The sequence below is a fragment of the Sulfitobacter sp. genome, from assembly GCF_036960155.1.
Taxonomy (GTDB): domain Bacteria; phylum Pseudomonadota; class Alphaproteobacteria; order Rhodobacterales; family Rhodobacteraceae; genus Sulfitobacter.
Map to the genome: position 1 here is coordinate 511763 of NZ_JBALWB010000001.1, position 20639 is coordinate 532401.

At 51.8% G+C, this 20639-nt stretch carries 29 protein-coding genes; 6 read left to right on the forward strand and 23 right to left on the reverse strand.

The genetic code is table 11. From position 1 onward, the window contains the following. Positions 1 to 9 precede the first annotated feature (9 nt). From rplE to rpmC, 5 genes are all read right to left on the reverse strand, one after another. Positions 10 to 573, reverse strand: a complete 564-nt coding sequence (gene rplE / locus V7775_RS02520) for a 50S ribosomal protein L5 (protein ID WP_335750287.1) — start codon at positions 571 to 573, stop codon at positions 10 to 12. Next, complete coding sequence (gene rplX / locus V7775_RS02525) at positions 573 to 878, reverse strand: 50S ribosomal protein L24 (RefSeq protein ID WP_335750288.1); 306 nt, start codon at positions 876 to 878, stop codon at positions 573 to 575. The genes rplE and rplX overlap by 1 nt, the downstream gene beginning before the upstream one ends. 2 nt (positions 879 to 880) lie before the next feature. Continuing rightward, positions 881 to 1249, reverse strand: a complete 369-nt coding sequence (gene rplN / locus V7775_RS02530; RefSeq protein ID WP_025045929.1) for a 50S ribosomal protein L14 — start codon at positions 1247 to 1249, stop codon at positions 881 to 883. Positions 1250 to 1362: 113 nt separating this feature from the next. Beyond that, positions 1363 to 1599, reverse strand: coding sequence for a 30S ribosomal protein S17 (rpsQ, locus tag V7775_RS02535; protein ID WP_335750289.1), 237 nt, complete (start codon positions 1597 to 1599; stop codon positions 1363 to 1365). A 14-nt stretch (positions 1600 to 1613) separates the two neighbouring features. Next, on the reverse strand, positions 1614 to 1820 hold the full coding sequence (gene rpmC, locus V7775_RS02540; protein WP_335750290.1) for a 50S ribosomal protein L29: 207 nt from the start codon (positions 1818 to 1820) through the stop codon (positions 1614 to 1616). A gap of 322 nt (positions 1821 to 2142) precedes the next feature. Here rpmC and V7775_RS02545 point away from each other — a divergent pair, with 322 nt between their 5' ends. From V7775_RS02545 to V7775_RS02555, 3 genes are read left to right on the forward strand one after another with little or no spacing between them, the layout of a single operon-like run. After that, on the forward strand, positions 2143 to 2526 hold the full coding sequence (locus tag V7775_RS02545; RefSeq protein WP_335750291.1) for a hypothetical protein: 384 nt from the start codon (positions 2143 to 2145) through the stop codon (positions 2524 to 2526). A gap of 39 nt (positions 2527 to 2565) precedes the next feature. Beyond that, positions 2566 to 4011 (forward strand): calcium-binding protein, encoded by a 1446-nt coding sequence (locus tag V7775_RS02550; protein WP_335750292.1) that lies wholly within the window; start codon positions 2566 to 2568, stop codon positions 4009 to 4011. A gap of 48 nt (positions 4012 to 4059) precedes the next feature. Further along, on the forward strand, positions 4060 to 4668 hold the full coding sequence (locus V7775_RS02555) for a 2OG-Fe(II) oxygenase family protein (RefSeq protein ID WP_335750293.1): 609 nt from the start codon (positions 4060 to 4062) through the stop codon (positions 4666 to 4668). On the opposite strand, the gene V7775_RS02560 is transcribed toward V7775_RS02555, so the two are convergent. After that, a complete protein-coding gene (locus V7775_RS02560) occupies positions 4665 to 5144 on the reverse strand; it encodes a DUF4188 domain-containing protein (protein WP_335750294.1) in 480 nt (159 codons plus the stop codon). The genes V7775_RS02555 and V7775_RS02560 overlap by 4 nt on opposite strands. An 18-nt stretch (positions 5145 to 5162) precedes the next feature. Then, positions 5163 to 5369 (reverse strand): hypothetical protein, encoded by a 207-nt coding sequence (locus V7775_RS02565; protein ID WP_335750295.1) that lies wholly within the window; start codon positions 5367 to 5369, stop codon positions 5163 to 5165. A gap of 259 nt (positions 5370 to 5628) precedes the next feature. Here V7775_RS02565 and V7775_RS02570 point away from each other — a divergent pair, with 259 nt between their 5' ends. Continuing rightward, positions 5629 to 6090: a hypothetical protein gene (locus V7775_RS02570; protein WP_335750296.1), complete on the forward strand. Its 462-nt coding sequence runs from the start codon at positions 5629 to 5631 to the stop codon at positions 6088 to 6090. 140 nt (positions 6091 to 6230) lie between these two features. Here V7775_RS02570 and rplP read toward each other — a convergent pair whose 3' ends face one another. From rplP to V7775_RS02610, 8 genes are all read right to left on the reverse strand, one after another. Continuing rightward, positions 6231 to 6644 carry a 50S ribosomal protein L16 gene (gene rplP / locus V7775_RS02575; protein WP_335750297.1) on the reverse strand — a complete coding sequence of 138 codons (414 nt, stop codon included), beginning with the start codon at positions 6642 to 6644 and terminating at the stop codon, positions 6231 to 6233. An 11-nt stretch (positions 6645 to 6655) separates the two neighbouring features. Beyond that, on the reverse strand, positions 6656 to 7363 hold the full coding sequence (gene rpsC, locus V7775_RS02580; protein ID WP_335750298.1) for a 30S ribosomal protein S3: 708 nt from the start codon (positions 7361 to 7363) through the stop codon (positions 6656 to 6658). Continuing rightward, complete coding sequence (rplV, locus tag V7775_RS02585) at positions 7363 to 7743, reverse strand: 50S ribosomal protein L22 (protein ID WP_335750299.1); 381 nt, start codon at positions 7741 to 7743, stop codon at positions 7363 to 7365. The genes rpsC and rplV overlap by 1 nt, the downstream gene beginning before the upstream one ends. Before the next feature lie 3 nt (positions 7744 to 7746). After that, positions 7747 to 8025: a 30S ribosomal protein S19 gene (rpsS, locus tag V7775_RS02590; RefSeq protein ID WP_335750300.1), complete on the reverse strand. Its 279-nt coding sequence runs from the start codon at positions 8023 to 8025 to the stop codon at positions 7747 to 7749. 3 nt (positions 8026 to 8028) lie between these two features. Then, positions 8029 to 8871 carry a 50S ribosomal protein L2 gene (rplB, locus tag V7775_RS02595; RefSeq protein WP_335750301.1) on the reverse strand — a complete coding sequence of 281 codons (843 nt, stop codon included), beginning with the start codon at positions 8869 to 8871 and terminating at the stop codon, positions 8029 to 8031. 169 nt (positions 8872 to 9040) lie between these two features. Beyond that, positions 9041 to 10126, reverse strand: coding sequence for a hypothetical protein (locus V7775_RS02600; protein WP_335750302.1), 1086 nt, complete (start codon positions 10124 to 10126; stop codon positions 9041 to 9043). A gap of 97 nt (positions 10127 to 10223) precedes the next feature. Next, positions 10224 to 10430, reverse strand: coding sequence for a cold-shock protein (locus V7775_RS02605; protein ID WP_335750303.1), 207 nt, complete (start codon positions 10428 to 10430; stop codon positions 10224 to 10226). 197 nt (positions 10431 to 10627) lie between these two features. Next, positions 10628 to 11530: an amidohydrolase family protein gene (locus V7775_RS02610; RefSeq protein WP_335750304.1), complete on the reverse strand. Its 903-nt coding sequence runs from the start codon at positions 11528 to 11530 to the stop codon at positions 10628 to 10630. Between the two features lie 394 nt (positions 11531 to 11924). On the opposite strand from V7775_RS02610, the gene V7775_RS02615 reads away from it, so the two are divergent. Further along, the gene (locus tag V7775_RS02615) at positions 11925 to 12200 is read left to right on the forward strand and encodes a hypothetical protein (RefSeq protein ID WP_335750305.1); all 276 of its coding nucleotides are present in this window, start codon (positions 11925 to 11927) and stop codon (positions 12198 to 12200) included. Positions 12201 to 12480: 280 nt separating this feature from the next. Here the strand turns inward: V7775_RS02615 and V7775_RS02620 are convergent, their stop codons facing one another. The 4 genes from V7775_RS02620 to rpsJ are packed head-to-tail and all read right to left on the reverse strand — an operon-like array spanning position 12481 to position 14458. Continuing rightward, positions 12481 to 12777, reverse strand: a complete 297-nt coding sequence (locus V7775_RS02620; protein WP_335750306.1) for a 50S ribosomal protein L23 — start codon at positions 12775 to 12777, stop codon at positions 12481 to 12483. After that, entirely contained in the window at positions 12774 to 13391 is a 618-nt protein-coding gene (rplD, locus tag V7775_RS02625; RefSeq protein ID WP_335750307.1) for a 50S ribosomal protein L4, read from the reverse strand. The genes V7775_RS02620 and rplD overlap by 4 nt, the downstream gene beginning before the upstream one ends. After that, complete coding sequence (gene rplC, locus V7775_RS02630; protein ID WP_335750308.1) at positions 13388 to 14122, reverse strand: 50S ribosomal protein L3; 735 nt, start codon at positions 14120 to 14122, stop codon at positions 13388 to 13390. Before rplC ends, rplD begins: the two co-directional genes overlap by 4 nt. A gap of 18 nt (positions 14123 to 14140) precedes the next feature. After that, positions 14141 to 14458 (reverse strand): 30S ribosomal protein S10, encoded by a 318-nt coding sequence (gene rpsJ / locus V7775_RS02635; RefSeq protein ID WP_025063450.1) that lies wholly within the window; start codon positions 14456 to 14458, stop codon positions 14141 to 14143. A 535-nt stretch (positions 14459 to 14993) separates the two neighbouring features. Between rpsJ and V7775_RS02640 the strand changes: the two genes are divergently transcribed. Continuing rightward, positions 14994 to 16031 carry a fatty acid desaturase gene (locus V7775_RS02640; protein ID WP_335750309.1) on the forward strand — a complete coding sequence of 346 codons (1038 nt, stop codon included), beginning with the start codon at positions 14994 to 14996 and terminating at the stop codon, positions 16029 to 16031. A 230-nt stretch (positions 16032 to 16261) separates the two neighbouring features. Here V7775_RS02640 and tuf read toward each other — a convergent pair whose 3' ends face one another. From tuf to rpsL, 4 genes are all read right to left on the reverse strand, one after another. Then, entirely contained in the window at positions 16262 to 17437 is a 1176-nt protein-coding gene (gene tuf, locus V7775_RS02645) for an elongation factor Tu (protein WP_335750310.1), read from the reverse strand. Between the two features lie 63 nt (positions 17438 to 17500). Beyond that, positions 17501 to 19621, reverse strand: a complete 2121-nt coding sequence (gene fusA / locus V7775_RS02650; RefSeq protein WP_335750311.1) for an elongation factor G — start codon at positions 19619 to 19621, stop codon at positions 17501 to 17503. A 73-nt stretch (positions 19622 to 19694) separates the two neighbouring features. Beyond that, complete coding sequence (gene rpsG, locus V7775_RS02655) at positions 19695 to 20165, reverse strand: 30S ribosomal protein S7 (protein ID WP_267168689.1); 471 nt, start codon at positions 20163 to 20165, stop codon at positions 19695 to 19697. 93 nt (positions 20166 to 20258) lie between these two features. Next, entirely contained in the window at positions 20259 to 20630 is a 372-nt protein-coding gene (gene rpsL, locus V7775_RS02660; RefSeq protein WP_184562946.1) for a 30S ribosomal protein S12, read from the reverse strand. Positions 20631 to 20639: the final 9 nt, after the last annotated feature.

Here is a 20639-nt window from a genome sequence, read left to right on the forward strand (position 1 = left end):
TCTCCGCGCTTAAGAATTGAAGGGCATGTTGAAAAGCTTCAACATTGCCTTCGCTTCGGCGTCGGTTTTCGCCGTGGTGGCGATTACGATGTCCATGCCCCAGTTCTCATCGATTTTATCAAAATCGATTTCGGGGAACACGAGATGCTCTTTCAGGCCCATGGCATAGTTGCCGTTACCATCAAAAGATTTACCCGGCACGCCGCGAAAGTCACGGATACGAGGCATTGCAATCGTGATCAGACGATCAAGGAATTCAAACATACGGTCGCCGCGAAGTGTAACCTTCGCGCCCAGTGGCATTTCTTCCCGTACCCGGAAACCCGCGATGGATTTCTTGGCGATGGTTGTCAGTGCTTTCTGGCCCGCGATCAGTGTCAAGTCTACCTGAGCGGATTTGGCTTTCTTGCTGTCACGGACAGCCGCTGCGCCACAACCGATGTTCAGGACGATTTTGTCCAGACGTGGGATTTGCATGTCGTTTGAGTAGCTAAACTCTTCTTTCAGAGCCGCACGAATGCGGTCTTTGTAGTCAGCTTTAAGGCGGGGTGTATACGCTGCAGTATCAAGCATCAGATTACATCCCCTGTTGTCTTAGCAAAACGGACTTTGTTTTCGCCGTCCATTTTGAAACCAACGCGTGTAGGCTTGCCGTTGGCATCCTTGATCGCGAGGTTGCTCAAGTGGATTGGCATCGCTTTCGGGATGCGGCCGCCCTGAGATTCTTGTGTCTGGCGTGTCGCGCGAAGTGCGATCTTTACGCCGTCAACGATGGCTTTGTTGGATTTTGGATCAACAGAGGAGATAACGCCCTCTTTGCCCTTGTCCTTACCGGCCAGCACGATGACAGTGTCACCTTTTTTCAATTTAGCAGCCATGATTACAGCACCTCCGGAGCGAGTGAGATGATTTTCATGAAGTTTTTGCCGCGCAATTCACGAACTACTGGCCCGAAGATACGGGTGCCAACTGGTTCGTTGTTGTTATTCAAAATAACAGCTGCGTTGCGATCAAAACGAATGGCTGTGCCATCGTCACGACGAACTTCTTTGGCTGTACGAACGACGACGGCTTTACGCACGTCACCCTTCTTCACACGGCCGCGTGGAATGGCTTCCTTTACCGATACGACAATAATGTCGCCAACGGATGCGTACTTACGCTTGGAACCACCCAGGACCTTGATGCACTGAACGCGGCGAGCGCCACTGTTGTCAGCAACATCCAGGTTGGTCTGCATCTGGATCATTTGGTTTCTCCCGACCTGTAGGGGGCGATGCGTGCCTGATCCCTAGGGTTTCGATTAAGTTGTTACTCAGGAACGAGTAACGCGGCCGCCCTCAAGGGTGACCGCGCAAAGGATCATGCTTCCGCGATGATCACTTCCCAACGCTTGGTTTTGGAACGTGGTGGACATTCAATAATGCGAACCTGTTGGCCCACTTTGAATGTGTTGTTTTCATCGTGCGCCCGGTATTTTTTGGACTTACGAATGGTCTTTTTCAGAACTGGGTGCGTAAAGCGACGCTCTACGGATACAGTTACTGTTTGTTCGTTGGCGTCCGAGGTTACGGTGCCTGTCAGGATACGCTTTGGCATTACTCAGGCTCCTCTTACGCGTCTGTCGCTGCGGATGCAGCTTTTTGGTTCAATACTGTTTTAACACGAGCAACGTCACGTTTAACGGTGCGCAGGCGTGCTGGGTTTTCCAATTGGCCAGTGGCCTGTTGGAAACGCAGATTGAACGCTTCTTTTTTCAAGTTAACAAGCTCATCGCGGAGCTGGTCCGGCGTCTTGTCGTGTAGTTCTTTGGCGATCATGCCATTTCCTTTCAACATCACCAGTAGGCCCCGATAGGGTGACCATGATTCTGGTGGAGTTCATGATGAAGTTGCCGTTTAGGCCCAATACCCCAACAACGCAAGCCAAAAGGCTCTGCTTCTATCGATATCCCATGGCTGCATTGAAAATCCTTGATTCGAACGAAGGACGTTCGACTTCTTTGCATCCCCCCGAACGATTGCATTGTCCTTAAATTGGAAACAAAGATTCCCCAAATGCGGGAACTGCCGCGTAACATGTTGTAGTTCGGGCATTTTTATTCAAACTATTTGACACCCCTCTGCACCAATGCAATCACCGATGGAACATAAATTGGTACTGGGTCGCTGTCAGATGGAAATTGCAATTTTGTTAGGTCTACTTGGGTTTGGGTTTGCTGCTGGCATGGGCGGTGGATCAAATGACGACACCACCTCGGACGCTGAACCTGAAGACACTGACACGGATGAAACTACCGAGCCGGACGCCCCCCAAACATTCGAAATCGGCGATAGCGTTCTAACATATGATGTTACGGGTAGCTTTGTGATCGGGACGGAGGGCGATGACACGGTGATCGGCGATGAGGGTGATGATCTCGGTGGCCCCGACATATTCCTCGGAGCAGGTGATGACTATGCTGACCCACTAATCATCGAAAATGAGATACATGGCGGAGACGGTAACGACACGCTCGTCGCTTAGGACAGATCGGAGTTATTCGGCGATGACGGTGATGACCTTTTGATTGGTGAGGGTGGTGGAACCTCACAAGGCGGAAATGGAAATGACACCATATCGGACGGCGGCATTGCTTCCGGCGGGGCGGGTGATGATGTCATCTCCGGCACTGCATACCCCTATGCAGCAGCCGAAGGTTTTGGAACCAGGATGTCTGGCGACGAAGGGGATGATACACTCACCGCTCATTCCTACAGCTTCAACTCCGACACATCGAATTACGATTCACTTCTGGATGTAACAGGTGGCGAAGGTGCTGACGTATTTGATGTCCAGATCACAATGCCAAGTAATATTTTAGCCGCCAATTCGTTAGAGGACGTCGAACGCGATACATTTTTGAATATAGTTGATTTCAATCCCCATGAGGATGTCCTCGCGGTCCAGATAAATGGCAACGAAGACTCAAACGTTGAGATGACCTCGGCTGAAATTGTTTTGCGTAACTTTACCGATGTGGGCTCGCCTGGACCTGTTTTGGAGCAAGTGGTCCAAATGAATTTTGCGGCGACAGAAACGACCGGCACTTTCACCACTTGGATCAGAGTTGAATCGGACGTTGAAATTACGATTGACGATATCGAGTTTGTGGCTGGTCCGGGAGTAATTATGGGCGACGTTTTGACAATTCCGGATGACGGGAGCGATATCATTGGCACCGACGGAAATGACACGCTCATCTCGGAATATACCACTGATGAGGATTTCTATCGCGACGTGGGTAACATCAGACTTGGTGACGGAGACGACTTGGTTGATATCCCTTTGTACGGACCCAACATAGAAGGCGGACTAGGCAACGACACAATCACATTCACTGGCATTGGTGGCTCGGTTTCAGGCGGCGGCGACGACCTGATCGAAGCAGGCACCGACCTGAGCACACTAAACGGCGACGAAGGAAATGACACGCTGATCGGGAACGACAACAATAATCTCTATGGTGGTGCTGGTGATGATCTCCTGATTGGGGAGGTTATTGACTACTATAGTGGTAGTTTTGTCATAGATGGTGGAGCTGGCGACGATACGATTATGGTCAGCACCGACATCGGTTACCCCGCTGATGCAATCCCTGCCACGTCTGTAACTGGCGGTGAGGGCGCTGACAGCATCGAACTTCTACTCAAAATGAACGGCGGATATTACGGTGATTTTCCGTCTACGTCCGATACGGAAAGAGCTACTGGCATCTCCCTTGACGATTTTAACGCGGATGAAGACAGCCTTGTGATCCAGGTCGATCGCGCGGAAGGGAATGAAGACCGCGTGATGACAGGGGCCGAAATCGTCACGACAACCAGTACTAATCAAGGGGTGGAAAGCTCACAATCCTCCATAAACATGTATTTTGCTGCGACGGACATCTACGGCGAGCATACGGCAGTGATCCGCTTGGGCGACGATGTCAATATTAGCATCGATGATATCGTATTTATTCAAAACTAAGGCCAAAGGCCCCCTCGCCCTTCTTCGAGCGGGAGGGTAATAGGGGGTATGACACAGATAAAATCCCTCTTTGTGACCCGCCTATACCAAGCGCCGCTTGGCGATATTGATGCCTCTGAGCTTGAGGTGTCCTGCTACTCCATTGCGGAGGACGACGAGGCCGGACAGGCGTGGTGTGAAGAGAACGGATTTCCGGGCTACACATCCTATGCCTCGCTCACCGATCTAGGCTGGCGTTTTCCCATTTTCGCTGACGTGATCAAAGCCATCGACACACATGTCGCGGCATTTGCGGTTGATCTGGAGTTCGATCTGGATGGTCGTGAGCTGAAGCTGGAAGACATCTGGATCAACATCCTGCCTGAGGGCGGTATCCACACCAGCCACATCCACCCCCACTCGGTCATCAGCGGCACCACCTATGTCGCGATGCCTGCGGACGCAAGCGCGCTCAAGCTCGAAGACCCGCGGTTGCCTATGATGATGGCCGCACCCGGTCGCCGCAAGGATGCACGCGAAGAACTACGGACCTTTTCTTACGTCGCACCAGAAGTAGGTGATGTCTTGTTATGGGAAAGCTGGCTACGCCACGAAGTCCCCATGAACATGTCCGAGGACGACCGGATCAGCGTCTCATTCAACTACAACTGGGCTTAAGTCCCTGCGTCGAACCGCTTGCGTGCGCTGCTGAGTGTGCCAGTGGCAGCCACCAGCGATGCCGCCTTGCCCAACCCATGGGGCGGCATGAACATATACAGCGTCTCATAGTTGCCAGCCTTAACCGCGTAACTTTCGTGCCAGACGCCAACGTCGCCGCGGCTGTTTTTCATTCGCTTGTTGAACGCAACCCAAGCGGGGAAATGCTCCCCATCGTGAGAATTGGCATAAGCTTCGAGATGTTCAAAGCTGCGCCAGTACTGAACGATGCTGCCAAAGCCTAAGATGTTATAGCCAAGGAAACCTGTTTCTTCTGACGGGCGCGTGCTGAGTTCTTTGAGCATGCGAGGCATCGCCATAAACGCAGGCACCCACTTCGTTACTTTCCAAAACCGGTTGATCCGCATCCCAATCAGGAAAACAATAAAATCCCCCTCGATTTTGGCCGTCATACGATCGGCAGCAATTTTGGTCATCACTGGCCCTCAACTGGGTTAAGGACGAGGGTATTTCTTGCGGGCTTCTTCCTGCTCTTTCACAAGCGCCTTTTCTTCCTTGGTCATCTTGTTGCCCCATTGATTATTGGACAGGCCAAGGTCGGCAGGCATCGGTTTTGTCTTGCCCTTCTTGATGGCGCCCCCTTTATTGAGGAACTCCTTGATGAGGTCTTCGTCGGTGGTGGGCTTGGGAACTTGTTTCATGGGATGTTTCCTCCGTTGTTAGAAGCTCTCTGCCATCCTACTTAAGCAGGCTGCGGATGACCATAGGAGCTAGCCCCGTCAGGTTCTTTGCATCCAACCAAGAACGCCTTTCCCTTCAAGACATGTTCACGCGACATCACGATGCAGCGCAAAGGGCCCTGCCCTGCTGGATTGTGAGCGCCATCGCGACCATCTGCAAACGGTCGGATGCTCGAGGCACGGCGCACATGTTCACCGTAGATTAACAGGACCACTCAGAATGATGCACATTGACCGACAGAACATTGGGATCGCAGGTTTGATCGGAGAACTGTCATTTGAGGCCTATTCATGGCTCATCTCACCGATCCTCTTTGGAGTTAAGCTGGAACCCGCAAATCTGGTTATCGGATTGACCAAAGCCGCCACTGGAATTCAGTTACCCTATACAGTGGCCTTTGCAATCCACTTCCTCATTGGGGCATTGGGATTTGCCGCTGTTGTTTATCTTGTTAAACACGTCAGCAAATTTGGGTATGCAACCGCTGGCATCACGGCGGGCGTTGCGTTGTGGTTTGTCGCGCAAGGGATATTAGCACCATTTATGGGCCGTAGCTTTATGATGGGTTTCGGCACCTACACACAGTCGTCTTTTGTAGGCCATGTCGGCATGACCCTGTTGATTGCTATGATCTGGAAGAAGTTATCATCAAGGCAACCCACCGTGTTTTCAGAGGGATAACGCTAGGCCAATATCAGAACGAAAGAAGCCCCCGCTGTAGTGCAGCGGGGGCTTCTTTTTCTAGCGAGGCCGGAACGGGCATTCACAAGAAAATACCCAACCTCCGGCTCGACAGCGCCTGCTTGCGCAAGCGCGTCGCTTTACCAGTCTTCGCGTACGATGACGCGCGTTTTGATCGGCAGCTTCATCGCGGCAAGGCGCAGGGCCTCACGTGCGATGTCGTCGTTGACGCCATCGATTTCGAACATTACGCGGCCTGGTTTGACCTTGCATGCCCAAAAGTCGACGGAACCCTTACCTTTACCCATACGAACTTCGACGGGCTTGGATGTAACAGGTACGTCTGGAAAAATACGGATCCAGACACGGCCTTGACGCTTCATGTGACGCGTCATGGCACGACGTGCGGCTTCGATCTGGCGGGCAGTTACCCGCTCAGGCTCAAGTGCTTTGAGACCGTAAGTACCGAAGTTCAGGTCAGACCCGCCCTTCGCAAGACCCTTGATAGAGCCTTTGAACTGCTTACGGAATTTCGTACGTTTTGGCTGTAGCATCTATCTACTCCTTAACGCCGACCGCCGGCACCACGAGGTGCTGGGCCGTCTTGCATTTCTTGTAACTTACGATCGTGCGCAGCTGGATCATGTTCCATGATCTCGCCTTTGAAGATCCACGTCTTGATGCCGATGATGCCGTAAGCAGTCATCGCTTCAACATGTGCATAGTCGATGTCCGCACGCAGTGTGTGCAACGGAACGCGGCCTTCACGGTACCATTCAGTACGCGCGATTTCTGCACCGCCAAGGCGGCCAGCAAGGTTCACACGGATACCAAGGGCACCCATACGCATTGCGTTCTGTACCGCACGCTTCATAGCGCGACGGAAAGATACACGACGTTCCAACTGCTGTGCAATGGACTCACCAACAAGTGCAGCATCGAGCTCTGGCTTGCGAACTTCAACAATGTTGAGGTGCAATTCGGAGTCGGTGAACGCGGCAAGTTTCTTGCGCAGACCTTCGATGTCTGCACCTTTCTTACCGATGATAACACCAGGGCGTGCTGTGTGGATCGTAACGCGGCACTTTTTGTGCGGACGTTCGATGATCACACGGGAGATACCCGCCTGATGGCACTCTTTCTTGATGAACGCACGGATCGCGAGATCTTCGAGAAGAAGATCACCGAAATCTTTCGTGTCGGCATACCAGCGGCTATCCCAAGTACGGTTAACCTGCAGGCGCATGCCGATTGGATTGACTTTATTACCCATTATGCTTGCTCCTCAACCTGACGTACGACGATTGTGATTTCCGCAAACGGCTTCAAGATCTTGCCGAAACGGCCACGCGCACGTGGACGACCACGCTTGAGTGTCATGTTCTTGCCTACATAGGCTTCGGCTACGATCAGCTCATCCACGTCGAGGTTGTGGTTGTTCTCGCCATTGGCGATCGCGGACTGAAGGCACTTCTTCACATCAATAGCGATACGCTTTTTGGAGAAGGTAAGGTCCGTAAGGGCCTTGTCTACCTTCTTGCCGCGGATCATTGCTGCAACGAGGTTAAGTTTCTGCGGCGACGTCTTCAGCATGCGCAGTTTTGCACGTGCTTCATTGTCTGCCACGCGGCGGGGATTTTTATCCTTGCTCATGGCTTATTTCCGCTTCGCTTTTTTGTCAGCTGCGTGACCGTAATAGGTCCGCGTTGGTGAATACTCACCAAACTTCTGACCAATCATGTCTTCTGTGACGTTTACTGGGATGTGCTTGTGGCCGTTGTAGACACCGAATGTCAGACCAACAAACTGAGGAAGGATCGTGGAACGGCGCGACCAAATCTTGATCACTTCGTTACGACCGCTCTCACGAGAGGCGTCGGCCTTTTTGAGGACATAAGAGTCAACAAAAGGACCTTTCCATACTGAACGAGACATAAATTAACGTCCCTTTTTCTTGGCGTGGCGTGATCTGATGATCAGAGCACTTGACGCTTTTTTCTTGTTACGAGTCTTGGCACCTTTAGTCGGCTTGCCCCAAGGGGTAACCGGGTGACGACCACCGGACGTACGACCTTCACCACCACCGTGGGGGTGATCGATCGGGTTCATGACAACACCACGAACACTTGGGCGAACGCCCTTGTGACGCATGCGGCCCGCTTTACCGAAGTTCTGGTTCGAGTTGTCAGGGTTAGACACGGCACCAACGGTGGCCATGCATTCCTGACGCACGAGGCGAAGTTCACCACTGCTCAGACGGATCTGAGCGTAGCCACCATCACGTCCCACGAACTGGGCGTAGGTGCCTGCAGCACGGGCGATCTGGCCGCCTTTGCCTGGCTTCATCTCGATGTTGTGGATGATTGTACCGATAGGCATGCCTGAGAATGGCATTGCGTTACCGGGTTTGATGTCTGCCTTGGCGGATGCCACGACCTGATCACCAATTGCGATACGCTGAGGAGCAAGGATATAGGCCTGCTCACCGTCTGCATATTTCACCAGTGCGATAAACGCGGTCCGGTTCGGGTCATATTCAATACGCATGATCGTCGCTGTGACGTCCATTTTGTTACGTTTGAAATCTACGATACGGTAGAGGCGCTTTGCACCACCACCTTTGCGACGCATTGTGATCCGTCCGGTGTTGTTCCGTCCGCCGTGTTTGCTAAGTCCCTCAGTGAGGGCCTTTACAGGGCGGCCTTTCCAAAGCTCCGAACGGTCAATCAGTACCAGCCCGCGCTGGCCTGGCGTCGTCGGTTTGTACGACTTGAGTGCCATGTTCTCTGTCTTCCGTTTTGCTTGTATGCGTCCCCGTAGGTACGCTGTGGTTAGAGGGCCCCGAAGGTCCCAGTAGATAGTGCAAGGTTTGACCTATGCACAAAGACGAAGCCCCAGACGAATCTGGGGCTGTGCCGATAGTGTCTGTTAGGGGGTGTTGGGGTGAGGGTCAAGGATCGTTAGAAACAATTTCTGTCGTTCCGCCCAACCAGATTATCAACTCTGGCGTCCGGTACTCAGCAACATCGCGAAGAACTTCATCATTGTAATTTAACGAACTCAAACCATTGGTGATAAGTTCGGGGACGGGTTTTCCCCATGGAGTTGGAACGTGAACATTAGGAGTGCGCGGGTTCGAACCAAAATCAAACATGGTTTCACGTCCATCTGGAAGCTCGCGTTCCGCAAGTCCCTGCTGGAAAACGCTCAGGTGACGCATACAAACCACCATGTCTACGGCCCTGTATTGAACTGCCTTATTCTCAATCCGGTTAAAAGAGTTCACAGTGAGGAGTCCAGTTTCGCCAATTAAACTTGCGAGAGGTTCATATATAAAGTCATCCCAAACGATGATCAGGATGTTCACTCCCCCCCCGCTCTCAAAGCCAACAAATTTATTATTTGCGTCAACGAGGAAGTCTTTGACTGGGTTATCCCTCGGCATAAGCGCGCCTCCTCCCCCACTCGCGTTTAGCGCTGCTGTAAGGTCAGGATGCAGTCGCGCAGGTATTTGAGTCGGGGCCCTAGCTCGCCGACGCTGATGCTCCAAAAGGCTCGGAGCCTTCACTTCGAAAATAAAGTAGGCGCCACCTGCTAAAACTCGAAACTCGGGGCGCTTCCCGTTTGCACCCTTTGGTTCATGCTGAAAGTTTGCATCCTTTGACCAAGGCATTTTCAGGATACGATAAATACAAAACACCTCAGCAAAGATCTGTAACATCTGTTCATATTGGGCCTCGACATATGACCCAGTACAGACATCAGCTAAAGCATCAACAAACTTCACCCCCAAGTCAGGCACATGGGCGGCGACATGCGAGCAAATTAACGCGAACTCCCAAAGATTTTGATTTGGGGGAAGCTTTGCAAACAGATAGCCCAACCAGTGCCATTCTTTAGCTGTCACTTTATCCAATGCGTAAAGATAATATGCTATCGCACTCGGGTCTTTCGCACGAACGTGAGGGATTGGGGGCGAAATGAGAGCATAACGCAAATCAGCTAAATATTTTGCTACATTCTTATGCAGATTCAAAATTGGCCTCCAATCGATAAAGCACAAAAGGGCGTAGCCATTACAGCTACGCCCTTCAAATTCTTTCAGACATCAGCTCCCGTAGGAGCCAGTCAGCTTACGCCAGAACGATGTTCGTCGCGGATTCGCGACCGTCGCGGCCTGCTTCGATGTCGAATGTTACTTTTTGGTCATCTGCCAAACCTGTGAGGCCTGCGCGCTCAACGGCGGAGATGTGTACAAACACGTCTTTGCTGCCGCCTTCAGGTGCGATAAAGCCGAAGCCTTTTGTGGAGTTGAACCATTTTACTGTGCCATTGGCCATATTCGTATTCCTTATGTAGTCTGCCCGCAGAATGCGGCAGGTCGGCTAAGTCCGTTAAAGATCGTATGACTGAGCCGTAAGGAGCAGTGATTCCGATAGATGTAGTAACGTCGCCCGTCTCCCATGCGCCTTTAAGGCTACATAAGCAACCTTTTTTAATACGCCGTCATGTGAGCAAGCCAACTATCAGCGGATTGCTACCGCTTTCCGATCAGCTGCATACTAACTGTCCGGCCGAATACGCGCTCGGCATTTTGGTATGCGATCTTCTCTGCAACGGGACGCGGTAGCTTGGACAACCAATCCCGGTTAGATGCCATGATGGTATCATAGCTGTCCCACTGCGCATTCACCCATGTGTCGCTGCCGATCATCAGGCGGTCCTGAAACTCTAACACGATCTTTTTCCACTTAGGGTCTAGATCATCTCCCGTTCCGCGGATCGCAAATTCCCGCAGGGAGGTATCAGCCATCAGGTTAGGGTACCGCTTCATCACCCTATAAACTGTATCCGCGTCTTCGCCCAATCCAGCGTGCGCCCAGATGATCTTGACGTCCTTGTCCAGATTATAGAGCCAGCGGATCGGCTTTGCGTCAGAATGCACATGTAAAAAGAGATCACGTTCTTTCGCCATATCAATGATGCGACGGAACAACGCGCGGTCCCACATGGAGCGGTTACGAATATGGAACTCTCCGATACCCTGATGGGGGTACTTTTCAAGACGCCCTTCTAGATAGCTTTCCATCGTCGGCATCTCGGTCCAGTTCGATGACCCCGCATTCCCGTGATACGGCCGTAGTTCCGGCACGATACGGTTCGGCGCAAACTCCCACAGCTTGATCGTCCCCTCATCAGGGGTCGAGGATACCAACCCCATAGCGACCCCTGAGCGATCCATAAGCCTGATCACCTTTTCCACTGGGTAAGGCCCCCACGCAGGCTCCTTGTAGTGAATATGCGCGTCGAACAGCAGCAGCTCGCTCACGGCCTCGCCAATAGGAGCATCGTCATGATCATGATCTTCACGCGCTAAGACAGGCAGGCCCACCAGCACCACGATGAAACTGAAAAATAGTTGGCGAATTGTGCGCATCATCTGCGGTTCCTGTACAATCACTGACCAACAGAGTTTACCAAGCTCAAACCAATAGCAATCAATTTGCCTGACCATCCAATCACGTCCACCGCAGACGTTCAGCCTCAGCACTCTGTGGCTAACCCATTGAAATCGAAAACTGCAGCCGAGTTACAACCCTGACGCGCGGAAGTGCGCACCGCTGGCGAAGCAAGTTGAACATAATTTCGACCTCATCCAAACTGTGAGAAATGGCATTTCACTGGGGAAGCGCCGGATATTTGGAAAAGTTATGATTAGAAACGCATTCACGATGCTCGCGGCATTTTCCCTATTGGGATGTAAATGTAGAGGCCAACGTTGAAGCCCCTCAAAAAAGGGAATCCGAGTATCGCGCACGTCCAGCTTACATCAAGTGGGAAGCCCTAACCGCTCTAGAAAAACTGCGGCATTTAACATTGCTGTAAATATCGCCAAGCGCTGCGACAGTCTTACACTGGATAAACGTGAAGACAAAGGGATGGAACCCGTCCTCAACCGTGTGACAGTGTTCAAGGGAAAACGGGCGATCATCAGAACCCTAAAAGCTAGTGGTGAAGCGTTCTCGAAAAAATATGGCAAACCACTTATCTCAAATCTTAATCACTGCGATGCAGGTGAAAAAGAACTGCGCCAACAAACAGCAATATAAATACTCTTGGACAAAGCATAACACGAAGGGAAATGACGAGATCTATTCATCGCCTAACTAGCCGTGGGTCGATCACCCCTTGTCTTCACGTTCGATATCACGAAGCTTGCACGATAAACTGGAAGCGTTGCTAATCCCAAGGTACCTTTCGGAAACGTCGTAATCCGCAGCGATTTTCAGCAGGTTACATCTTGCACATCATCACTCTGTCGACACTACCAACACAAAAAGCCCCGCCGTCGCCGGCAGGGCTTTTCAATATTACTGAGATGAGCGGACCTTAAAGGCCAGTGCTCACGTCAATTGTGTTGCCTTCTTCAAGCGTCACATAGGCTTTTTTCACGTCTTTACGTGTGCCCAGCTGACCGCGGAAGCGCTTCACTTTACCTTTAGTGATGGACGTGTTCACGGCCTTCACCTTAACACCGAAGAGAGCTTCAACAGCTTCTTTGATCATTGGCTTGTTGCTGCCGATCGCCACTTCGAATACCACGGCGTTGGCTTCTGATGCCATTGTCGCTTTTTCGGTAATGAGGGGCTTGCGGATCACATCGTAATGTTCTGGTTTCGCGCTCATTTTAAACGGGCCTCCAGTGCTTCAATCCCGGACTTCGTGATCACAAGTGTGTCACGCTTCAGGATGTCGTATACGTTTGCGCCCATTGTTGGCAGGATATCCAGACCTTCAATGTTGCGCGCGGCTTGCAGGAAGTTCTCATTCACGGATGTACCGTCAATGATCAACGCCCGCTTCCAACCCAATGCAGAAACCTGCTTGGCCAGTGCGGATGTTTTACCGTCTGATGCTGCATCGTCGATGATGACCAACGCGCCGGCTTTTGCCTTTGCGGAGAGCGCCATGCGCAGACCCAGTTTACGGAACTTCTTTGTCAACTCGTGGCCGTGGCTACGAGGGGTTGGACCCTTATAGATACCGCCCCCACGAAAGATCGGTGCCGAGCGGGCGCCGTGGCGAGCGCCACCGGTGCCTTTTTGGCGATAGATCTTTTTGGTGGAATAGTTGACTTCGCGACGTGTCTTCACCTTGTGAGTACCAGCCTGCGCGTTGTTACGCTGCCAGCGAACGACACGGTGCAGGATATCGGCGCGTGGTTCAAGACCAAACAGGGCCTCGTCCAAGTCGATCGATCCGGCAGCGCCGCCGTCGAGTTTGATGACGTCTAGTTTCATGCTTCACCACCTTCCGCAGGAGTTTCTGCGGCTGCTTCAACTGCAGGAGCAGCTGCTGATTTCAGAGCGGCTGGCACTGGTGCGTTTTCAGGGAACGGTTTCTTAACCGCATCCTTAACAGTCACCCAACCACCCTTGGAGCCTGGAACAGCGCCTTTGACCATGATCAGGCCACGTGCTGTATCAGTTTTAACAACTTCAAGGTTCATGGTTGTCACGCGGGCAGCGCCCATGTGTCCGGCCATTTTCTTGCCTTTGAAAACCTTACCGGGATCCTGACACTGGCCTGTGGAACCGTGCGAACGATGCGATACGGAAACACCGTGTGTCGCACGCAAGCCGCCAAAGTTGTGACGCTTCATCGCGCCCTGAAAGCCCTTACCGATGGAAGTACCTGCAACGTCAACATACTGGCCAGCAAAGTAGTGATCAGCAATGATCTCTTCGCCCACAGCAATCATCGCTTCCGCATCAATGCGGAATTCAGCTACTTTACGCTTTGGTTCAACCTTTGCTGCTGCAAAGTGTCCGCGCATCGCCTGAGACGTCCGCTTTACTTTTGCTGTACCTGCACCGAGCTGAACAGCTACATAGCCGTCCTTTTCGATGGTACGCTGTGCAACAACCTGAAGGTTATCGAGCTGAAGAACGGTTACAGGAATCTGCTTACCGTCTTCCATGAACAGACGGGTCATGCCCATCTTTTTTGCAATAACGCCTGAGCGCAACATAATATTACCCTCCTACGCTTATGACTGCAGCTTGATCTCGACGTCCACACCAGCAGCGAGGTCGAGCTTCATCAGCGCGTCAACGGTCTGGGGGGTCGGATCAACGATATCCAGCAGGCGCTTGTGCGTGCGGATTTCAAACTGGTCACGGGATTTCTTGTCAACGTGTGGACCACGTAGAACGGTGAATTTTTCGATTTTGTTCGGCAGCGGAATTGGGCCGCGAACAGAAGCGCCAGTGCGCTTTGCGGTGTTGACGATTTCCTGAGTGGAGGCATCAAGCACCCGATAGTCAAACGCCTTCAGGCGGATGCGGATGTTTTGGCTAGCAGCCATAATACAAATCCCTTATCTTCGGGATGGAGACGGATTGGAGGACGCACGCTCATCGTGCCCCCTCTTCGCGCTGTAGTCTAACGTCATCGGGGCACGCAAATGGCGCACCCCGAGTAGTTAAGTCGGCGTATAGGGGGAGTCGTTCTTTGTAGCAAGGGGCTATTTACCCTAAATACAATCCTGATTAGGCAAACGCGCCAACAGTGCGATTACAACCAATCCACTAAAACCCTAGTCCCTTAGCCGTCCGCCTCGGCGGGTTAGCAGGACCACAATTCAACCCTAGCGATTTTTACATCCAACCTTTGGAGAAAACATCAAGCCGAACAAGGTTTTTTTGCCGCAAAACTTGGATCAGAATTGGTCCACATCACGTTTTGGGAGCGTCTGTTTGTCACATCAAAATTGAAAACAAACCAAAATTCTAAGTTTATCCCCACTCTTTACGGAATCTTGATGTATAAGACCGCTTTATAAGTTGTTCGCTGGGCGCATTGCTCTATCAATGCTGGCAACAATGATAAGTGGCAGGCACATGAACAAACATTCTGGTTATTTCGATAAAACCCCGGATCCGACACGCGCGCGGGACTGGGTTAAAGTCCTTGCAAGCTATCGCGAGCCCAGTACTTGGCGCAGTTTCTATGAATTGGGCATCACACTTGGGCCATTCGTCGCCCTTTGGATACTCGCGTGGTGGTCCATGTCGATCAGTGGGTGGCTAACCCTTGCAATATCGCTGTGCAACGCGGCATTCTTGCTCCGCCTCTTTGCCATCCAACACGATTGTGGGCATGCTTCCTTTTTCAAGGAACGTGCTCTTAGTGATTGGGTCGGGCGGGCCATTGGCGTTTTGACACTCACGCCATACGATGTCTGGCGTAGAACTCACTCCATGCATCACAGTGCATCCGGCAATTTGGATCGCCGCGGCATTGGTGACATCGCCACGCTTACCGTAGCAGAATATCAGGCGCTTACGCCCTACAAACGCTTTGTCTATCGCATCTATCGTCATCCAGTTGTCCTATTTGGCCTTGGCCCTGGATACTTGTTCTTTTTGCAAAACCGTCTCCCCCTGGGTTTGATGGAAAAGGCACGCTATTGGGTCAGCGCGATGTGCACTAATGCAGCAATCATCGGCGCACTTTTTGTGATTTGGTATTTTGGCGGCCTTATGCCGATCTTGTTGATATTCATTCCTTCCACCCTTTTGGCTGCTACAGCGGGCGTCTGGTTATTTTATGTTCAACACCAGTTTGAGACGACGCATTGGGAAGCGGATGAGACATGGGACCTACATGAAGCTGCGCTGCAAGGCAGCTCGCACTATGTGTTGCCATCAGTTCTACAATGGCTCAGCGCAAATATTGGCATTCATCACATCCACCATCTCTACAGCAGGATCCCTTTTTATCGTCTGCCGGAAGTTTTGCGCGATCACTCAGGTCTTGCAGACATCAATCGTATGACGGTCAAAGAGAGTTTTGCGAACGCCCGACTGCATCTTTGGGACGAGAAGTCTAAAAAGCTTTTGTCCTTCCGTGATGCCAAAACGGTTCAAGCAACCTAACCTTACAGACTCAATCAACGATTAAGTGAGGTTGCGGCCTCACTTAAAGCATCTAACAAAAAGGAGCGATCTCTCTAAGGGGTCGCTCCTTTATTTGTGGACCAACAACCCAACAAAGCGATCCAGTTAACGTTCATCAGGCCCTCGCTATAATCAAACAAAAAGGGCCGCTCATTACTGAGCGGCCCTTTCTTTTGAGGTCTGGGGCAGGCTTGTGCCCGCCTTACTGATTACTCAGTGATCTTGGATACAACGCCCGCACCAACGGTACGGCCACCTTCACGGATCGCAAAGCGCAGGCCTTGCTCCATGGCGATCGGTGCGATCAGTTCTACGTCGAACTTCAGGTTGTCACCAGGCATAACCATTTCAGTGCCTTCGGGCAGCTGAACTGTGCCAGTCACGTCAGTTGTACGGAAGTAGAACTGTGGACGGTAGTTCGCGAAGAATGGCGTGTGACGGCCACCTTCCTCTTTGGTGAGGATATAGGCTTCGGCTTCGAACTTTGTGTGTGGGTTAACCGACTTTGGTTTACACAAAACTTGGCCGCGCTCAACGCCTTCACGGTCGATACCGCGCAACAAAACGCCAACGTTATCGCCTGCTTCACCACGGTCCAGCAACTTGCGGAACATTTCAACGCCTGTGCAAGTCGTTGTTTTGGTGTCGCGGATACCAACGATCTCGATGCTATCGCCAACGTTGACTACGCCACGCTCGATACGGCCAGTTACAACTGTACCACGACCGGAGATCGAGAATACGTCTTCAACTGGCAGCAAGAATGGCTGGTCAACAGCACGTGCTGGTGTTGGGATATACTCATCAACAGCTGCCATCAGTTTCTTGATGGATTCTTCGCCGATTTCTGGCTTAGTGCCGTTCATCGCGTGAAGAGCGGAACCAGGGATGATTGGAATGTCGTCGCCAGGGTACTCATACGAGGACAACAGCTCACGGATTTCCATTTCAACCAGTTCCAACAACTCATCGTCGTCAACCTGATCAACTTTGTTCATGTAAACAACCATGTACGGGATGCCAACCTGACGGCCAAGCAGAATGTGCTCGCGCGTCTGTGGCATTGGGCCGTCTGCTGCGTTCACAACCAAGATTGCGCCGTCCATCTGAGCAGCACCAGTGATCATGTTTTTCACATAGTCAGCGTGGCCTGGGCAGTCAACGTGCGCGTAGTGACGTGCTTCAGTTTCATACTCAACGTGCGCCGTGGAAATCGTGATACCACGTGCTTTTTCTTCCGGCGCACCATCAATCTGGTCATACGCTTGGAAATCACCAAAATACTTGGTAATCGCCGCGGTCAGTGTCGTCTTACCGTGGTCAACGTGGCCAATTGTGCCGATGTTGACGTGCGGTTTGTTACGTTCAAACTTTTCCTTTGCCATGGTGTTGGCTCCTTAATGTTCAATGTAAGTTTGACAGGCCCGCAATAATGCGGGCCGTCGTTGTTATGCGAATTTAGCTTGGATCTCGTCAGAGATGCTCTGTGGGACACCTTCATAATGGTCGAACTGCATGCTGAAGTTCGCACGCCCAGAAGACATCGAACGCAGCGTGTTGATGTAACCGAACATGTTCGCAAGTGGCACGAAGCAGTCAATGGCAATCGCGTTACCACGAGTGTCTTGACCTTGAACCTGACCACGACGTGAAGTCAGATCGCCAATGATGCCGCCTGTATATTCTTCAGGTGTTATCACTTCGACCTTCATGATTGGCTCAAGCATCTTGGCGCCCGCCTTTTTCATGCCTTCACGCATGCCCATACGAGCAGCGATTTCAAACGCGAGAACGGAGGAGTCAACATCGTGGAACTTACCGTCGATCAACGCAACTTTGAAGTCAATCACAGGGAAGCCAGCCAAAGGACCAGAGTCTAGAACTGACTTGATGCCTTTTTCAACGCCAGGGATGTATTCCTTTGGAACAGCACCACCAACGATTTTGCTCTCGAAGGAATATCCTTCGCCCGGTTCGGTTGGCATCAGGATCATTTTCACTTCAGCAAACTGACCGGAACCGCCGGACTGTTTCTTGTGAGTGTAAGTGATTTCAGCTTCACGTGAGATTGTCTCACGATAAGCAACCTGAGGCGCACCAATGTTGGCTTCAACTTTGAATTCACGCTTGAGACGGTCCACGAGGATGTCCAAGTGCAATTCGCCCATGCCTTTCATGATCGTCTGACCGGACTCGATGTCCGTCTCAACGGTGAAGGATGGATCCTCAGCAGCCAAACGGGCCAGACCTGTGGACATCTTTTCTTGGTCAGCCTTGGTTTTAGGCTCAACCGCGATCTCGATAACCGGTGTCGGGAAGGTCATCGTTTCCAGAACCACTGGTTCAGCAACGGAACACAAAGTATCGCCTGTTGTCGTGTCTTTCAGACCTGCAAGCGCTATGATGTCACCTGCAAAGGCTTCGACGATTTCTTCACGATCGATGGCGTGCATCATCATCATACGGCCAACACGCTCTTTTTTACCTTTGGTGGAGTTCAAGAGCGTGTCGCCCTTGTTCAGCGTACCAGAGTAAACGCGTGTGAACGTGAGCGAGCCCACAAAAGGGTCATTCATGATTTTGAAGGCAAGGCCCGAGAACGCCATAGCATCATCCGCACGACGCGGGATGTCACGTGTTTCTTCTTCGTCACCGGGTTTGAAGCCCATGTAATCAACAACGTCCATCGGGGATGGCAGATAGTCAATTACAGCGTTGAGCAGAGGCTGGACGCCTTTGTTCTTGAACGCAGATCCACAAAGTACGGGGATGAATTTGATCGCGAGTGTACCCTTACGGATCAGCTTGCGGAGCGTATCAACATCAGGCTCGGCGCCGTCCATCAGATAGTTTTCCATGGCTTCATCGTCCATCTCGACCGCATTTTCGATCAGATGTGCACGCCACTTGTCGGCTGTCTCTTTCAGGCTGTCGCGGATTGGCTTTTTAACCCAGCTTGCGCCGAGGTCTTCACCTTCCCAAACCCATTCTTCCATGGTGACGAGGTCAACCATGCCTTCCAATTCGGTTTCTGCACCGATTGGAATTTGAATTGGGGCTGGTGTCGCGCCAGTACGTTTTTGGATCATGTCAACGCAGTTGTAGAAGTCAGCGCCGATCTTATCCATTTTATTAACAAACACGATACGCGGAACTTTGTAACGGTCGGCCTGACGCCAAACTGTTTCAGTCTGCGGTTCAACACCAGCATTGGCGTCAAGAACGGTAACCGCACCATCGAGAACAGCCAACGAACGTTCAACTTCAATCGTGAAGTCAACGTGACCTGGTGTGTCAATGATGTTCATGCGGTGCTTAGCAGAGTCAGGCGCTACGCCGTCTTCTGTACGTTCCCAAAATGTAGTCGTCGCAGCGGAAGTAATTGTAATACCCCGTTCCTGCTCCTGCTCCATCCAGTCCATTGTCGCAGCGCCGTCATGCACTTCGCCAATGTTATGCTCTTTACCAGTGTAGTACAGGATACGCTCGGAACATGTTGTTTTACCAGCATCGATGTGTGCGATGATACCAAAGTTACGATACAGTTCGAGGGGATAGTCGCGTGCCATTTGAAAGCTTCCTCAGGAGTGTGCTTTGAAAAAGGTCAAGGGCCCAGCGGATCCGGGCCCCGATCTTAAAGTGTTACCAGCGGTAGTGGCTGAATGCTTTGTTCGCGTCGGCCATTTTATGCGTGTCTTCACGCTTTTTAACGGCTGTACCACGGGACTGAACGGCGTCCATCAGCTCGCCTGCAAGGCGCTCTTCCATGGTGTTTTCGTTGCGCGAACGTGCAGCTTTGATCAACCAACGGATGGCCAGTGCCTGACGACGCTCTGGGCGTACCTCAACTGGAACCTGATAGGTTGCACCACCAACGCGGCGCGAACGCACTTCGACGGATGGCTGGATGTTTTCGAGCGCTTCGTGGAACACTTCCACTGGCGCACGTTTGATTTTGGACTCAACACGATCGAATGCGTTGTAAACAATCCGTTCAGCAACAGCTTTTTTGCCGTCGATCATCAGGTTGTTCATGAATTTCGTCAGGATCAGATCACCATACTTGGCGTCTGGTAGTACTTCGCGTTTTTCAGCGGCGTGGCGGCGTGACATCTTATTGTCTTCCTCTTGGCGGGGTGCAGCGCAGAGCGATGCATAGTGTCAGATTGTAACAGCCGGGTGTCATCCACCCGGCCAAAGGCGAAATTACTTCGGACGCTTGGCACCGTATTTGGAGCGGCGTTGTTTCCGGTCTTTAACACCCTGCGTATCGAGAACACCGCGAACGACGTGGTAACGAACACCTGGAAGATCTTTTACGCGACCGCCACGGATCAGAACCACAGAGTGCTCCTGAAGGTTGTGGCTTTCGCCGCCGATGTAGGAAATCACTTCGAAACCGTTGGTCAGGCGAACCTTGGCAACTTTCCGCATCGCGGAGTTAGGTTTCTTAGGAGTGGTTGTATAAACGCGTGTACAAACGCCGCGCTTCTGCGGGCATTCCTGCAGGTGCATGGATTTCGATGTTTTGCGTTTCGGCTGGCGCGGTTTGCGGATCAGCTGCTGAATTGTTGGCATTCCGGTTTT

Excerpts from the sequence above, each read along its gene's own strand:
- rplE (WP_335750287.1), bottom strand. The coding sequence starts at position 573 with ATGCTTGATACTGCAGCGTATACACCCCGCCTTAAAGCTGACTACAAA.
- rplX (WP_335750288.1), bottom strand. The coding sequence starts at position 878 with ATGGCTGCTAAATTGAAAAAAGGTGACACTGTCATCGTGCTGGCCGGT.
- rplN (WP_025045929.1), bottom strand. The coding sequence starts at position 1,249 with ATGATCCAGATGCAGACCAACCTGGATGTTGCTGACAACAGTGGCGCT.
- rpsQ (WP_335750289.1), bottom strand. The coding sequence starts at position 1,599 with ATGCCAAAGCGTATCCTGACAGGCACCGTAACCTCGGACGCCAACGAA.
- rpmC (WP_335750290.1), bottom strand. The coding sequence starts at position 1,820 with ATGATCGCCAAAGAACTACACGACAAGACGCCGGACCAGCTCCGCGAT.
- V7775_RS02545 (WP_335750291.1), top strand. The coding sequence starts at position 2,143 with ATGGAACATAAATTGGTACTGGGTCGCTGTCAGATGGAAATTGCAATT.
- V7775_RS02555 (WP_335750293.1), top strand. The coding sequence starts at position 4,060 with ATGACACAGATAAAATCCCTCTTTGTGACCCGCCTATACCAAGCGCCG.
- V7775_RS02560 (WP_335750294.1), bottom strand. The coding sequence starts at position 5,144 with ATGACCAAAATTGCTGCCGATCGTATGACGGCCAAAATCGAGGGGGAT.
- V7775_RS02565 (WP_335750295.1), bottom strand. The coding sequence starts at position 5,369 with ATGAAACAAGTTCCCAAGCCCACCACCGACGAAGACCTCATCAAGGAG.
- V7775_RS02570 (WP_335750296.1), top strand. The coding sequence starts at position 5,629 with ATGATGCACATTGACCGACAGAACATTGGGATCGCAGGTTTGATCGGA.
- rplP (WP_335750297.1), bottom strand. The coding sequence starts at position 6,644 with ATGCTACAGCCAAAACGTACGAAATTCCGTAAGCAGTTCAAAGGCTCT.
- rpsC (WP_335750298.1), bottom strand. The coding sequence starts at position 7,363 with ATGGGTAATAAAGTCAATCCAATCGGCATGCGCCTGCAGGTTAACCGT.
- rplV (WP_335750299.1), bottom strand. The coding sequence starts at position 7,743 with ATGAGCAAGGATAAAAATCCCCGCCGCGTGGCAGACAATGAAGCACGT.
- rpsS (WP_335750300.1), bottom strand. The coding sequence starts at position 8,025 with ATGTCTCGTTCAGTATGGAAAGGTCCTTTTGTTGACTCTTATGTCCTC.
- rplB (WP_335750301.1), bottom strand. The coding sequence starts at position 8,871 with ATGGCACTCAAGTCGTACAAACCGACGACGCCAGGCCAGCGCGGGCTG.
- V7775_RS02605 (WP_335750303.1), bottom strand. The coding sequence starts at position 10,430 with ATGGCCAATGGCACAGTAAAATGGTTCAACTCCACAAAAGGCTTCGGC.
- V7775_RS02610 (WP_335750304.1), bottom strand. The coding sequence starts at position 11,530 with ATGATGCGCACAATTCGCCAACTATTTTTCAGTTTCATCGTGGTGCTG.
- V7775_RS02620 (WP_335750306.1), bottom strand. The coding sequence starts at position 12,777 with ATGAGCGCGAAACCAGAACATTACGATGTGATCCGCAAGCCCCTCATT.
- rplD (WP_335750307.1), bottom strand. The coding sequence starts at position 13,391 with ATGAAACTAGACGTCATCAAACTCGACGGCGGCGCTGCCGGATCGATC.
- rplC (WP_335750308.1), bottom strand. The coding sequence starts at position 14,122 with ATGTTGCGCTCAGGCGTTATTGCAAAAAAGATGGGCATGACCCGTCTG.
- rpsJ (WP_025063450.1), bottom strand. The coding sequence starts at position 14,458 with ATGGCTGCTAGCCAAAACATCCGCATCCGCCTGAAGGCGTTTGACTAT.
- V7775_RS02640 (WP_335750309.1), top strand. The coding sequence starts at position 14,994 with ATGAACAAACATTCTGGTTATTTCGATAAAACCCCGGATCCGACACGC.
- tuf (WP_335750310.1), bottom strand. The coding sequence starts at position 17,437 with ATGGCAAAGGAAAAGTTTGAACGTAACAAACCGCACGTCAACATCGGC.
- fusA (WP_335750311.1), bottom strand. The coding sequence starts at position 19,621 with ATGGCACGCGACTATCCCCTCGAACTGTATCGTAACTTTGGTATCATC.
- rpsG (WP_267168689.1), bottom strand. The coding sequence starts at position 20,165 with ATGTCACGCCGCCACGCCGCTGAAAAACGCGAAGTACTACCAGACGCC.
- rpsL (WP_184562946.1), bottom strand. The coding sequence starts at position 20,630 with ATGCCAACAATTCAGCAGCTGATCCGCAAACCGCGCCAGCCGAAACGC.